This is a genomic window from Streptomyces sp. NPDC048288, assembly GCF_043201555.1.
Classification (GTDB): Bacteria; Actinomycetota; Actinomycetes; order Streptomycetales; family Streptomycetaceae; genus Streptomyces.
This window is the reverse complement of record NZ_JBICZD010000003.1, coordinates 681,630-694,766: the sequence shown is the minus strand read 5'-3', so window position 1 is coordinate 694,766 and position 13,137 is coordinate 681,630. Positions and strand designations below refer to the sequence as shown.

The 13,137-nt window shown below is 70.9% G+C and carries 10 protein-coding genes; 3 read left to right on the top strand and 7 right to left on the bottom strand.

The window, feature by feature from the left end; all coding sequences use genetic code 11:
* Both ACGFZS_RS14515 and nuoN read left to right on the top strand, forming a co-directional pair.
* Positions 1-1,572, top strand: a complete 1,572-nt coding sequence (locus tag ACGFZS_RS14515) for an NADH-quinone oxidoreductase subunit M (protein WP_393795313.1) — start codon at positions 1-3, stop codon at positions 1,570-1,572.
* Positions 1,569-3,218 carry an NADH-quinone oxidoreductase subunit NuoN gene (gene nuoN / locus ACGFZS_RS14510; protein ID WP_393795312.1) on the top strand — a complete coding sequence of 550 codons (1,650 nt, stop codon included), beginning with the start codon at positions 1,569-1,571 and terminating at the stop codon, positions 3,216-3,218. The genes ACGFZS_RS14515 and nuoN overlap by 4 nt, the downstream gene beginning before the upstream one ends.
* 72 nt (positions 3,219-3,290) lie before the next feature.
* Here the strand turns inward: nuoN and ACGFZS_RS14505 are convergent, their stop codons facing one another.
* The gene (locus ACGFZS_RS14505; RefSeq protein WP_393662581.1) at positions 3,291-3,812 is read right to left on the bottom strand and encodes a hypothetical protein; all 522 of its coding nucleotides are present in this window, start codon (positions 3,810-3,812) and stop codon (positions 3,291-3,293) included.
* Between the two features lie 365 nt (positions 3,813-4,177).
* Here ACGFZS_RS14505 and recQ point away from each other — a divergent pair, with 365 nt between their 5' ends.
* Positions 4,178-6,169 carry a DNA helicase RecQ gene (gene recQ / locus ACGFZS_RS14500; RefSeq protein WP_393795311.1) on the top strand — a complete coding sequence of 664 codons (1,992 nt, stop codon included), beginning with the start codon at positions 4,178-4,180 and terminating at the stop codon, positions 6,167-6,169.
* Between the two features lie 33 nt (positions 6,170-6,202).
* Here the strand turns inward: recQ and ACGFZS_RS14495 are convergent, their stop codons facing one another.
* From ACGFZS_RS14495 to ACGFZS_RS14470, 6 genes are read right to left on the bottom strand one after another with little or no spacing between them, the layout of a single operon-like run.
* Complete coding sequence (locus tag ACGFZS_RS14495) at positions 6,203-8,983, bottom strand: fumarate reductase/succinate dehydrogenase flavoprotein subunit (RefSeq protein WP_393795310.1); 2,781 nt, start codon at positions 8,981-8,983, stop codon at positions 6,203-6,205.
* A gap of 11 nt (positions 8,984-8,994) precedes the next feature.
* Positions 8,995-9,765, bottom strand: coding sequence for an ABC transporter ATP-binding protein (locus ACGFZS_RS14490; protein WP_393795309.1), 771 nt, complete (start codon positions 9,763-9,765; stop codon positions 8,995-8,997).
* Positions 9,749-10,654, bottom strand: a complete 906-nt coding sequence (locus ACGFZS_RS14485; protein WP_393795308.1) for an ABC transporter permease — start codon at positions 10,652-10,654, stop codon at positions 9,749-9,751. Before ACGFZS_RS14485 ends, ACGFZS_RS14490 begins: the two co-directional genes overlap by 17 nt.
* Positions 10,651-11,997, bottom strand: a complete 1,347-nt coding sequence (locus tag ACGFZS_RS14480) for an ABC transporter substrate-binding protein (protein ID WP_393795307.1) — start codon at positions 11,995-11,997, stop codon at positions 10,651-10,653. Before ACGFZS_RS14480 ends, ACGFZS_RS14485 begins: the two co-directional genes overlap by 4 nt.
* Before the next feature lie 16 nt (positions 11,998-12,013).
* A complete protein-coding gene (locus ACGFZS_RS14475; protein WP_010986276.1) occupies positions 12,014-12,241 on the bottom strand; it encodes a ferredoxin family protein in 228 nt (75 codons plus the stop codon).
* A gap of 40 nt (positions 12,242-12,281) precedes the next feature.
* Positions 12,282-13,073 carry a GntR family transcriptional regulator gene (locus ACGFZS_RS14470; RefSeq protein WP_393795306.1) on the bottom strand — a complete coding sequence of 264 codons (792 nt, stop codon included), beginning with the start codon at positions 13,071-13,073 and terminating at the stop codon, positions 12,282-12,284.
* Positions 13,074-13,137 lie beyond the last annotated feature (64 nt).

Genomic DNA, 13,137 nt, shown 5'->3' with positions numbered 1-13,137 from the left:
ATGTCCTTTCCTCTGCTGACAGCGACAGCGGCGCTCCCGGCCGTCGGCGCGGTCGCCACGGCCGCCGTACCGGCCGCGCGGCGCACCGCCGCGAAATGGCTCGCGCTGCTGGTCTCGCTCGCCACCCTGGTCCTCGCGATCGTCGTCCTGGTCCGCTTCGACCCGGACGGCGCCCGCTACCAGCTCACCGAATCACACGCCTGGATCGCGGACTTCGGCGTCCGGTACGAACTGGGCGTCGACGGCATCGCCGTCGTGCTCCTCGCCCTCACGGCCCTGCTGATCCCGTTCATCATCCTGGCGGGCTGGCACGACGCCGACCCGCTGGAGACCGGCAGCAAGCGGTGGCGGCCGACCCAGGGCTTCTTCGCCCTGATCCTGGCCGTCGAGGCGATGGTGATCATCTCCTTCGAGGCCACCGACGTCTTTCTCTTCTACATCTTCTTCGAAGCCATGCTGATCCCGATGTACTTCCTCATCGGCGGCTTCGGCGACCGCGCCCACGAGCACGGCGAGGAGACGGCGTCCACCCAGCGGTCGTACGCCGCCGTGAAGTTCCTCCTCTACAACCTGGTCGGCGGCCTGATCATGCTGGCCGCGGTGATCGGCCTCTATGTCGTCGCCGGGAACTTCTCCCTCGCCGAGATCGCGCAGGCCCGCGCGAACGGCACCCTGCACATGGCCACCAGCACCGAACGCTGGCTGTTCCTCGGCTTCTTCTTCGCCTTCGCGGTGAAGGCGCCGCTGTGGCCGCTGCACACCTGGCTGCCCAACGCCATGCAGGAGTCCACCGCCCCCGTCGCCGTCCTCATCACCGCGGTCGTCGACAAGGTCGGCACCTTCGCGATGCTCCGCTTCTGCCTCCAGCTCTTCCCCGAGGCCAGCAAGTGGGCGACGCCGGTCATCCTGGTCCTCGCCCTGATCAGCATCATCTACGGCGCACTGCTCGCCGTCGGCCAGCGCGACATCAAGCGCCTGGTCGCCTACGCGTCGATCTCGCACTTCGGCTTCATCATCCTGGGCATCTTCGCGATGACCAGCCAGGGCCAGTCCGGCGCGACCCTCTACATGGTCAACCACGGCATCTCCACGGCCGCGCTGATGCTCGTCGCCGGCTTCCTGATCTCCCGGCGCGGCTCGCGGCTCATCGCCGACTACGGCGGTGTGCAGAAGGTCGCCCCGGTGCTCGCCGGCACCTTCCTGATCGGCGGCCTGGCCACACTCTCCCTGCCCGGCCTCGCCCCGTTCGTCAGCGAGTTCCTGGTTCTGGTCGGCACGTTCACGCGCTACCCGGCCATCGGGATCATCGCCACCTTCGGCATCGTCCTCGCCGCGCTCTACACCCTCGTCCTCTACCAGCGGACGATGACGGGCCCGGTGAAACCGGAGGTCTCCGCGATGCCCGACCTGAAGGCACGCGAACTCGTCGTGGTCGCCCCGCTGATCGTTCTGCTGATCTTCCTGGGCGTCTACCCGAAGCCCGTCACGGACATCGTCAACCCGGCGGTCAAACAGACCATGTCGGACGTACACAAGACCGACCCCAAGCCCGAGGTGGAGGCGGCCAAGTGAGCGCAACAGCCGTCCACAGCCTGTGGACAACCGCGGCCGAGCCGATCTCGAAGATCCCCGCGCCGAAGATCGAATACGGGCAATTGTCGCCCACCCTGATCATCGTCGGCGCGGCGATCGTCGGAGTGCTGGTCGAGGCGTTCGTCCCGCGCAAGAACCGCTACTACGCACAGGTCTTCGTCTCCGCGGTAGCCCTCTGCGCGGCCTTCGCGGCGGTCGTCGCGCTCGCCGCGGACGGCTACGGCACGACGAAGGCGCACATCGCCGCCATGGGCGCCATCGCCGTCGACGGACCCTCCCTGTTCCTCCAGGGAACGATCCTGCTGTCCGGCCTCGTCGCCCTGTTCACCTTCGCCGAACGCCGCCTCGACCCGGAGGCCCACGGCAACCGCGTCGACTCCTTCGCCGCCCAGGCCGCCTCCGTCCCCGGCAGCGACAGCGAGAAGGCCGCGGTGAAGGCCGGCTTCACCACCACCGAGGTCTTCCCGCTCCTGCTCTTCGCCGTCGCGGGCATGCTGGTGTTCCCCTCGGCCAACGACCTGCTGACGCTCTTCGTGGCCCTGGAGGTCTTCTCCCTCCCGCTCTACCTGATGTGCGCGCTCGCCCGCCGCAAGCGCCTCATGTCCCAGGAAGCCGCCGTCAAGTACTTCCTGCTCGGCGCCTTCGCCTCCGCGTTCACCCTGTTCGGCATCGCCCTGCTGTACGGCTACGCCGGCTCCGTGTCGTACTCCACGATCGCCCAGGTCGTCGACGGCACCGTCACCAACATCGACCCGGCCCTCGCCGACACCATGGGCAACGACGCGCTGCTCCTGGTCGGCACCGCGCTCGTCGTCATGGGCCTGCTCTTCAAGGTCGGCGCGGTCCCCTTCCACATGTGGACGCCCGACGTCTACCAGGGCGCGCCCACCCCGGTCACCGGCTTCATGGCCGCCGCCACCAAGGTGGCCGCCTTCGGCGCGCTGCTGCGCCTCCTGTACGTGGTCCTGCCCGGCCTGCGCTGGGACTGGCGGCCCGTCATGTGGGGTGTCGCGATCATCACCATGCTGGGCGGCGCGATCGTCGCGATCACCCAGACCGACATCAAGCGACTGCTGGCGTACTCGTCGATCGCGCACGCCGGATTCATCCTCGCGGGTGTCATCGCGACCTCCAAGGACGGCGTGTCCTCCGTCCTCTTCTACCTCGCCGCGTACTCCTTCGTGACCATCGGCGCCTTCGCCGTGGTCACCCTGGTGCGCGACGCGGGCGGCGAGGCGACCCACCTGTCCAAGTGGGCGGGGCTCGGCCGCCGGTCACCGCTGGTGGCCGCCGTCTTCGCCGTCTTCCTGCTGGCCTTCGCCGGCATCCCGCTCACCTCCGGCTTCGCCGGGAAGTTCGCCGTGTTCAAGGCGGCGGCCGAGGGCGGAGCGGCCCCGCTGGTCGTCATCGGTGTGATCTCGTCGGCGATCGCCGCGTTCTTCTACATCCGCGTGATCGTCCTGATGTTCTTCAGCGAACCGAGGCCCGAGGGCCCCACCGTCGCCGTGCCGTCACCGCTGACCATGGCGGCGATCGGCCTGGGCGTGGCGGTCACCCTCGTCCTCGGCGTGGCACCGCAGTACTTCCTGGACCTGGCGAGCCAGGCCGGAGTGTTCGTGCGCTGAGTCGTCCGCCACAGCCGTGGGCCCCGGTTCCCCGCACGGGAACCGGGGCCCACGCGTGCGTGCGGGTCAGGCCTACGCGCACGTCACCGTCGGATTCCACGGCGCGAACAGGCCGCTCGGATTGTCCTTCCAGATCCAGGCACGCAGCGTGTACACGGCCCCGTCCACACCGGGAACCGTCCCCGGCCCCTGGAACGTCTGCCCGAACAACGTCGGCGGGGTCGATCCGGTCCCGGCCGGCACGATCCACTCCACCGCCACCAGCGCCCGGCCGCCGTCGGTGTCCGTCTCGTAGAGGAGACCCGCGGGCTCCGCCGGATCGAGACCGCCCACGTTGTCCCTCTTGACGTAGTGGTAGCCCGCCCCGCCCAGGGCGGTCCGGTCACAGGTGCCGGCGCGGATGTACCCGTCCGTGATCGCGAACGGCTCGTACTGGTAGTCCGCCGTCGCCGTGTACGTCGGGGTCAGATCCGTCCACACGAACGGATCGGGATCGGGCTCGGGGACGGGAGCCGCGCCGGCGGGCACCGCGGCCAGGGCGAACGGCACGGCCAGCGCCAGAACGGCGCCGGCAGTGCGGGACCTGAGAGACATCGTGAAGCTCCTTGGGGCGGACGAGGCACGCGAGCGCGACACCTCCGTACAGCACGGGCCTCCCCGGTCCCGCCCGTGCAGCATGGCCCCCGCCGCTTCCCGGCCGCCACGCGGAGACCGCCAAAGGACTGAGGGCCAGCTGCGGACGAGGGAGACCGGCCCGGAACTCGCGCCACGAGGAGACCGGCCCGGAACTCGCGCCACGAGGGACACCGGGCCCGGAACCCGCGCCCGAGCCCCTCTCCCGGGCGGGCAGCCTGTGGATAACTCGGGCGCTGTCGGTCCGGACCCCTATCGTGGAGGCAGTGGTCGAGGGACGACGTACGGGGGACACGACGATGGGCGGGACGGGCGGGACCGACGAGATGCCAGGGACGACCGAGACGCCGGGGGCGCCACAGGCGCACGGACCGGCGGACAGCGAGGCACTGGCCACGCTGCACCGGGTCTTCGGATATGACGCCTTCCGAGGCGAGCAGGAAGCGATCATCGAGCATGTGGTGGCGGGCGGCGACGCCGTCGTCCTCATGCCGACCGGCGGCGGAAAATCACTGTGCTACCAGATCCCCGCCCTGGTCAGACCGGGTACGGGCATCGTGATCTCACCGCTCATCGCCCTCATGCAGGACCAGGTGGACGCCCTGCGCGCCCTCGGCGTGAACGCCGGCTTCATCAACTCCACCCAGGACTTCGACGAGCGGCGCGTGGTCGAGGCCCAGTTCCTTTCCGGCGAGCTCGACCTGCTCTACCTGGCCCCGGAACGGCTCCGCCTGGACTCCACACTGGACCTGCTCACCCGCGGCAAGATCGCCGTCTTCGCCATCGACGAGGCACACTGCGTCTCCCAGTGGGGCCACGACTTCCGCCCCGACTACCTCGCCCTCTCCCTGCTCGGCGAGCGCTGGCCGGACGTCCCGCGCATCGCGCTCACGGCCACCGCCACCCGCGCGACCCACCAGGAGATCACCCAGCGACTCCACATGCCGGCCGCCCGGCACTTCGAAGCCAGCTTCGACCGGCCCAACATCCAGTACCGGATCATCCCCAAGGCCGACCCCAAGAAGCAGCTCCTCGCCTTCCTCCGCCAGGAACACGAGGGGGACGCGGGCATCGTCTACTGCCTGTCCCGCAAGTCCGTCGAGTCGACGGCGGAATTCCTCAGCCGCAACGGCGTCGAGGCCGTGCCGTACCACGCCGGCCTCGACGCCGGCACCCGCGCGGCCCACCAGTCCCGCTTCCTGCGCGAGGACGGCCTGGTCGTGGTCGCCACCATCGCCTTCGGCATGGGCATCGACAAACCCGACGTCCGCTTCGTCGCCCACCTCGACCTGCCCAAGTCCGTCGAGGGCTACTACCAGGAGACCGGCCGTGCCGGCCGTGACGGACTGTCCTCCACCGCCTGGATGGCCTACGGCCTCAACGACGTCATACAGCAGCGCAAGCTCATCCAGTCCGGTGAGGGCGACGAGGCCTTCCGCCGCCGCGCCCAGGCCCACCTCGACTCCATGCTCGCCCTGTGCGAGACGGCCCAGTGCCGCCGCGGACAGCTGCTGAACTACTTCGGCCAGGACCCCGACCCCGCGGGCTGCGGCAACTGCGACACCTGCCTCACCCCGCCCGAGACCTGGGACGGCACCGTCGCCGCCCAGAAGGTCCTCTCCACAGTGGTACGACTCCAGCGCGAACGCGGGCAGAAGTTCGGCGCCGTCCAGATCGTCGACATCCTGCTCGGCAAGCGCACCGGCAAGGTCATCCAGTTCGACCACGACCAGCTGTCCGTCTTCGGCATCGGCACCGACCTCGAAGAAGGCGAATGGCGGGGCGTCGTCCGGCAACTCCTCGCCCAGGGCCTGCTCGCGGTCGAGGGCGAGTACGGCACCCTCGTGCTCACCGAGGCCAGCGGGGCCGTACTGCGGCGCGAACTCGACGTCCCGCTGCGCAAGGAACCCAAGAAGCCGGTGGTCTCCCGGTCCTCCGGGACGTCCGGGTCCTCCGGGTCCGGCAAGGGCAAGGCGAAGGCGGCCGTGGCAGAGCTGCCCGAGGACCTGCTCCCCGCGTTCGAGGCACTGCGCGCCTGGCGTGCCGAGCAGGCCCGCGAACAGGGCGTACCGGCATACGTGATCTTCCACGACGCCACCCTGCGGGAGATCGTCACCCGCCGGCCCGAGTCGATCGCCGAACTGGCCACCGTCGGCGGCGTCGGCGAGAAGAAGCTGGTGACCTACGGCGAGGGCGTGCTCGGCGTACTGGCCTCCCTCAACACACCGCCCGCCCCGGCCTCCGCGCCCGCATCAGCCGGGGACGAGGACCACTGGCCCGAGATGGACGCGGAACCGGAACCGGAGGACTGGATATAAGGAGCGGGGCGGCCTTCTGCAACGGACGGCCGCCTACAGCCCCCTCGCCGCATACGCCCTGACGTCCGCGTCCGAGTCCGCCGTCGCCGTGGCCAGGGCCGCGCGGGCCTCCTCGACACCGGCGTGCCGGGTCAGAGCGAGGACGGCGGCCTTGCGGACGTCGGCGTTCGGGTCGGCGAGGACCTTGGCCAGGGCGGGCACCGCCACCGCGGCACCGGCGGCGCCCAACGCCCTCGCGGCACCGACGCGGACCTGCCAGGCGGGGTCCGCCGACGCGGCCACGGCCGCCTCGGCCAGCGGCGGCGGGCAGCCGACGCCCCCGAGAGCCTCGTACGCCGCACCCCGGACCAGCACATCCGCGTCGCCGGTGAGCGTGGTGAGGGCATCCAGGACGCCGTCCCGCTCCGGAGCGGCCCCGGAGCCGGCGGCTCCCACCGTGCCGAGAGCCTTCGCCACCGTCACCCGCACCTCCCGTGACGGGTCGGCGACCGCGCGGGCCAGAGCGGCGGCCGCGTCCACCGAGACCAGCGCCCGCACCGCCTCGATCCGGACCGCCGGATCGGCGTCGGACAGGGAAGCGGCGAACAAGCCGGGGTCGCCGAGGCGCAGCGCCCGCAGCACGTCCAGCGCGGCCGCGCGGACGACAGGGTCGGACACCGCGAGCGCGGCGGCCAGGGCATCGCGCAGCGCCGGCTCGGGCGGCAGCGTCTCCACCAGCTCACGCAGCGAGGAGGCGGCGGTCGAACGCACCCCGGCGTCCGCGTCGGCGAGCGCACCCGCCAGCGCCTGCCCGGTACCCGGCGGAGCCGTCTCCGTCAGGACCGACACGGCGGTACGACGTACCGAGGCGTCACGGTCCGTCAAATAGGGCGCAAGAGCGTCGAGTTCGGGCTCCTCCTCGGCGAGGGCGAGGAGCACCAGCAGACGCGGCGAAGCAGGCTCGGCCCGGTCGGGCTCGACGGGCCGCGCGGCAGCGGAGGCCGCCACCGGCCCGGTGGCGACCGGCGGCACGTCACGGGCACCCGCCGTCGCCACATCCAGCGCACGCACCTCGCCGATGTACCGGGACGGACCGCCGACCGGGGTGAACTCCTCGACCGGCACCAGATACGGAGCCACGGGACGAGCCGTGAACTCCATCGCACCAGAGGGGGACTTGTGCAGATCGAGATGGTGGAACCAGGAGGCGTCATCACGCTCGGGGTGATCGAGCCGGTCGTGGTAGAGACCCCAGCGGGACTCCGTACGGGCCAGGGAGGCACGAGCGGCCATCTCGGCGCAGTCACGGATGAAGTCGACCTCGGCGCACCGCATCAGCTCGTGCGGGGTCCGGGCACCCATGGCGGCGATGTCCTCCCGCATCCGCTCGAAGGACTCCAGAGCGAGGGAGAGCCGGGCCCCGGACTTCGGCGGAGCCACGTAGTCGTTCACGAAGCGGCGCAGCTTGTACTCGACCTGGGGCTGCGGCGGGCCGTCCGGGTTGCGCAGCGGACGGTAGATCAACTCGTGCGCCTCACGCACCTGGCCGGCCGGCAACTCCCCTTCGTACGCCGAGTACTGGGCGGCGTCCGCACCCGCCAGATCACCGAAGACGAACGCGCCGATCATGTAGTTGTGCGGGACGCAGGCCAGGTCACCGGCGGCGTACAAGCGGGGGACGGTCGTCCGGGCATGGTCGTCGACCCGGACCCCGGAAGCGGAGTGGCCGCCGCACAGACCGATCTCGGAGATGTGCATCTCGACGTCATGGGTCCGGTAGTCGTGCCCGCGCCCGGAGTGGAACGTGCCACGGGTGGGCCGCTCGGTGGAGTGCAGGATGGACTCCAGAGCGGAGACCGACTCCTCGGGAAGGTGGCTCAGCTTCAGGTAGACCGGGCCGCGGTCGGAGGCGACCTCGGCGGCGAACTCGGCCATCATCTGCCCCGACCAGTAGTCGGAGTCGACGAACCGCTCACCGTGCCGGTTGACCTGGTAACCCCCGAACGGATTGGCGACGTACGCGCACGCGGGCCCGTTGTAGTCCTTGATCAGGGGATTGATCTGGAAGCACTCGATCCCGGTGAGCTCGGCGCCCGCGTGGTAGGCCATGGCGTAACCGTCACCGGCGTTGGTCGGATTCTCGTACGTCCCGTACAGGTACCCGGAGGCGGGCAGCCCGAGCCGCCCGGCCGCACCGGTCGCGAGAACGACCGCACCCGCGCGGACGACGACAAAGGCCCCCGTACGGGTGTTGAACCCCGCCGCGCCCACCGCGCGCCCCGCCGCCGTCAGCACCCGCACCGGCATCACCCGGTTCTCGATCCGGATCCGCTCCCGCATCTCACGACGCCGCAACTGCCGGTACAGGACCTTCTTGACATCCTTGCCTTCCGGCATCGGCAGTACGTACGAACCGGAGCGATGCACCTGGCGGACCGCGTACGCGCCATGCTCGTCCTTCTCGAACTTGACCCCGTACGACTCCAGGCGCTGGACCATGGCGAAACCACGCGTCGCCGTCTGCCGGACCGTGGACTGGTCGACGATCCCGTCGTTCGCGCGGGTGATCTCGGCGACGTAGTCGTCGGGCTCGGCACGGCCCGGGACGACCGCGTTGTTGACGCCGTCCATGCCCATGGCGAGCGCCCCGGAGTGCCGGACATGGGCCTTCTCCAGGAGCAGCACGTTCGCACCGCGCTCGGCGGCGGTCAGCGCGGCCATGGTGCCGGCGGTACCGCCCCCGACGACAAGGACGTCACAGATCAGTTCCTCGGCGTCCGCGACGTCGGGAACGGCCAGGGGAGTGGGGGAGGGGGCGTTCGCGGGGGTGGTCACCGGGATGCCTTTCAGATGCCGAGCGAGGAGAGGACAGTACGGCGCAGGGCCGCGCGAGCAGGGTCGTCGAAGGCGCCGCGCACACGCGGACGCGGAACGTCCTGCACGGACGCCACCCGGCCGGAGGCGAGCAGGGCGACCCGGTCGCCGAGGAAAAGCGCCTCGTCCACGTCATGGGTGACGAAGACGACGGTCGCACCCGTACCGCGCAACACCTCCACCAGCAGGTCCTGCATGCCGGAACGGGTCTGGGCGTCCAGTGCCCCGAACGGCTCGTCCATCAGCACGACCCGAGGCGAACCGGCCAACGCCCGGGCCAGCTGCGCCCGCTGGCGCTGCCCGCCCGACACCCGGTGCGGCAACTGCCCGGCCTGCGCGGCCAGCCCGACCCGGGCCAGCCAGGACCCGGCCTGCGACCGGCGCTCGGAACGCCCGACCCCCTTGATGGCGAGCGGCAGTTCGACATTGCCGCGCAGCGAGCGCCAGGGCAGCAGCGCGTCCTCCTGGAAGACCAGCGCCCGGTCGGCCGACGGCCCGGTCACCGCGGCACCGTCCTGGGACACCGCCCCGGCCAGCGGAGCCAGCAACCCGGCGAACGTCCGCAGCAACGTCGACTTCCCGCACCCCGACGGACCGACGACCGTGAGGATCTCACCCGGCCGTACATCCAACGCGACATCGTGCAGCACCGGGGCGCCCGGCCGGCCGAGCACCGCCCCGTCGAACGTGAGCCGGGCGCCCCGCGCGGCCTCCGGCGCCGCGACCTCAGACGAAGTGCTCATCGCGCGCCTCCTGATCGGTGTCGCCGCGGCCCTGCTGCTGGGCATCGGCCTGCTTCTGGGAATCACCCTCGGCCCGCACTGCGACCCGGACGGCGGACACCGGAGTGCGGGGCCGGCCGCCGGGCACGTACGACGTCCGGGGCAACCAACGGGTCAGACGCCGGCCGAGAAGCTCGACAGCCGTGGACGTCACCCAGCCGAGCACCCCGATCGTGACCATCCCGACGAACACCCCGGGGTAGTTGACGATCGTGTAGTCCTGCCAGGTGCGGTAACCGACCCCGTACTGGCCGGAGATCATCTCGGCGGAGATCACACAGATCCACGACACACCGATACCGACCGACAGGCCCCCGAAGATGCCGGGCAGCGCCCCCGGCAGCACCACCGAACCCAGGATCCGCCACCGCCCGCCGCCCATGGTGCGCACCGCCTCCTCCCACACCGGGGTGAGGGCCCGCACCGCGTGCCGGGTGGAGACCATGACCGGGAAGAAGGCGGCGGTGCAGGTGATGAAGACGATGCCCTGCTCATTGGAGGGGAACAGCAGGATCGCGACGGGCACCAGAGCGATCGCCGGGATCGGCCGGACCACCTCCAGGACCGGGCCGAGCAGATCCTCGGCGAGGCGCGAGCGGGCCACGAGCACACCCGTCGCGACACCCAGGACGGCCGCCAGCACGAAACCGGTGAGGATGCGGGTGAGGCTGTCGGTGAGGTCGGTCCAGTAGTCGCCGCCCGAGACCCGGTCCGCGAAAGCGCGGGCGACGTCGGCGACGGTCGGGAACTGCGAGAAACGTAGCCACAGGTCGACGTTCAGACTGGTCAGCAACTGCCACACCCCGAGGGCGGCGGCCAGCGACACCACCCGCAGGACGTACCGGCTCACGACGCCCGCCGCAGCGCGTCAGCGTACCCGACGACCTGCGCGCCACCGTGCGCTGCCACGTACGCCTTCGCGGTCGCCTGCGTCACGAACGGCAGCAACTGCTCGCCGTCGGCCACCCACACCGCCTTGTCCGCGAACCAGAGGGTGCCGGTGGTGGCGTCGGGGACGTAGGCGGCGCGGATGTCCCCGCTGTGCTGGGCGACATAGGCGATCAGTTCCTCGGGGGAGCCGAAGCTCGTCGTCTTCTCGCTGCCCTTGGGCCACACCTCGCTCGCGGCCGCCGGCGGCGCGGTGGCGAGCCGCTTGGCGTAGTCGGAGCTGCCCAGGGCCTTCTTCACGTACTGGTCGTCGACGAACGCGTCCACATCCACATCACCCGTCAGCTTCGCGGCCTTGAGGACCGACACGTCCTGCTTCAGCGCGGAGACCAGCGCGGGCTTGACGGCGGGATCGAAGGTGGCGATGCCGTGGGCGCCGTTGTAGAGGTAGACGACCTCGGCGGGCAGCCCCGTGGCCGCGGCGACCTTCTCCGCGGCGGTCACCGGGTGCGCGTTGAGGTAGTCGGTGGCCTCGGCCTGCGCCTTGAGGAAGGCCTCCAGGACGGTGGGCCGCTGCTCGGCGAAGCCCTCGCGGGCAGTGACGCCGTGGAAGGTGGGCAGGTCCAGCTGGGCGCCGTCGTACAGCGCTTTCGCCTTGCCCTGGTAGGCGAGCAGGCCCGGCCAGGCCACGAACTGGGACAGCGCGTCCACGCTGCCCGCCGACAGGGCCGAAGCGCCCACCGCGGGCTGCTGGTTGAGTTTGGAGATGCCCTTGTCCGGGTCGATACCGGCACGCTGGAGGGCACGGACGAGGGTGCCGTCGGCGGCGGAGCCGATGCTCGTCGAGACCTTCTTGCCCTTCAGGTCCGTCAGCGAGGTGAGCTTGGAGTCGGGTGCGGTGACCACGGTGTTGAGGCCGCCGCGCAGGTTGTAGCCGGTGACCGAGACCAGGCGGGTCGGCTGGCCGAGCTGTTTGCCGCGGGCCGCGTTCAGCAGCAGCGGGAAGTCGCCCATCGAGCCGATGTCGATCTTCCCGGCGGTCATCTGCGCGGTGATCGGGGCGCCGGTGGCGTAGTCCTGCCAGTCGACCTTGTAGGTGTGGCCGTCGTGCAGGGCGTTGAGCTGCCGCTCGAAGTAGCCGAGGCTGCGGAGCAGGGTGCCCGCGGTGACGGTGTTGATGGTCTTGGACTGGTAGCCGACGGTGATAGTGACCGTCTTGCCGTCGCCTGCCGCGGCGCTGCCGCCGCAGGCGGAGAGCGGCAGCAGGAGGAGGGCCGCCGAGGCGGCGATCGCGGTGCGTTTCATAGGAGTTGTGGGCCTCTCACCGGAGCAGATAGGGCATGTTGACCGTCACGGCTCCGGTGGGACAGCGGGCCGCGCACGGGCCGCAGTACCAGCACTCGTCGACGTGCATGTAGGCCTTGCCGTTGCTTTCGTCGATGGCGAGGGAGTCCAGCGGGCACATGTCCACGCAGAGGGTGCAGCCGTCGATGCACTTCGACTCGTCGATGGTCACGGGCACGTCGGCCCGCTGGGGCGCCAAGGGCATGGCTGTCTCCAGGAAACGGGTCAGGCGGAGGGGAGGAGGGTCAGAGGGAGCGGTGCAGGAGGCCGCTCATGGTGATGCGGTCGCCGCGGAAGCGGATGAACTCCAGGTCGACGGGGCGGCCGTCGGCGAGGTGGGTGAGCCGTTCCAGCATGAGGACGGCCGCGCCGCGCGGGGCTTGGAGTACGGCGGCGGAGTGGGCGTCCGCGTTCACCGCCTCCAGGGTGATCTCGGCGTGGCCCAGGGGCCGGCCGGTGATCGTCTCCAGGAGCCTGAAGACGTCGTTGTTCTCCAGGTCGGCGCCGAGCAGGGCGGTGCCGATGTCGAGGGGGATGTAGGTGAGGTCGAGGGAGAGGGGGAGGCCGTTCAGGCGGCGCAGGCGTTCGATGTAGAGGACGTCGGCGCCGGGCGGGACGCGGAGGCGTTCGGCGACGGGGGTGGGTGCCGGGGCTGGGCCCATGGTGCGGACCTCGTTGGTGACCTGGCCGTGTTCGCGGAGGGTTTCCGCGAGGCCCATCAGGCGGTCGAGCCCGTGCGGGTATTTCCGGGCGACGACCACGGTGCCCACGCCGGGCAGCCGGTCCACCAGCCCTTCCGCCCGCAGCAGGTCCAGGGCCTGGCGGACGGTGTTGCGGGAGGCGCGGTAGTCGGAGGCGAGGGTGGTCTCGTGGGGGAGGGTGCCGTCCGGGAACGCGGCGGTGAGGATCTGGTGGCGCAGCAGGTCGGCGAGTTGCCGGGCCTGGTCCGCACGCAGCCGGCGACGTGTCCGGTGGGCGGCGACCGTGGTGGCGGCGCCCTGACCGGCGTGGTCTCGGATGCGGTCGGTGGCTGGCATGGCTCGAACCATACCTATGCGGTAGGGAAGGGGGTGTTGCGGGATTGTTGCGCCACCTGAGGCC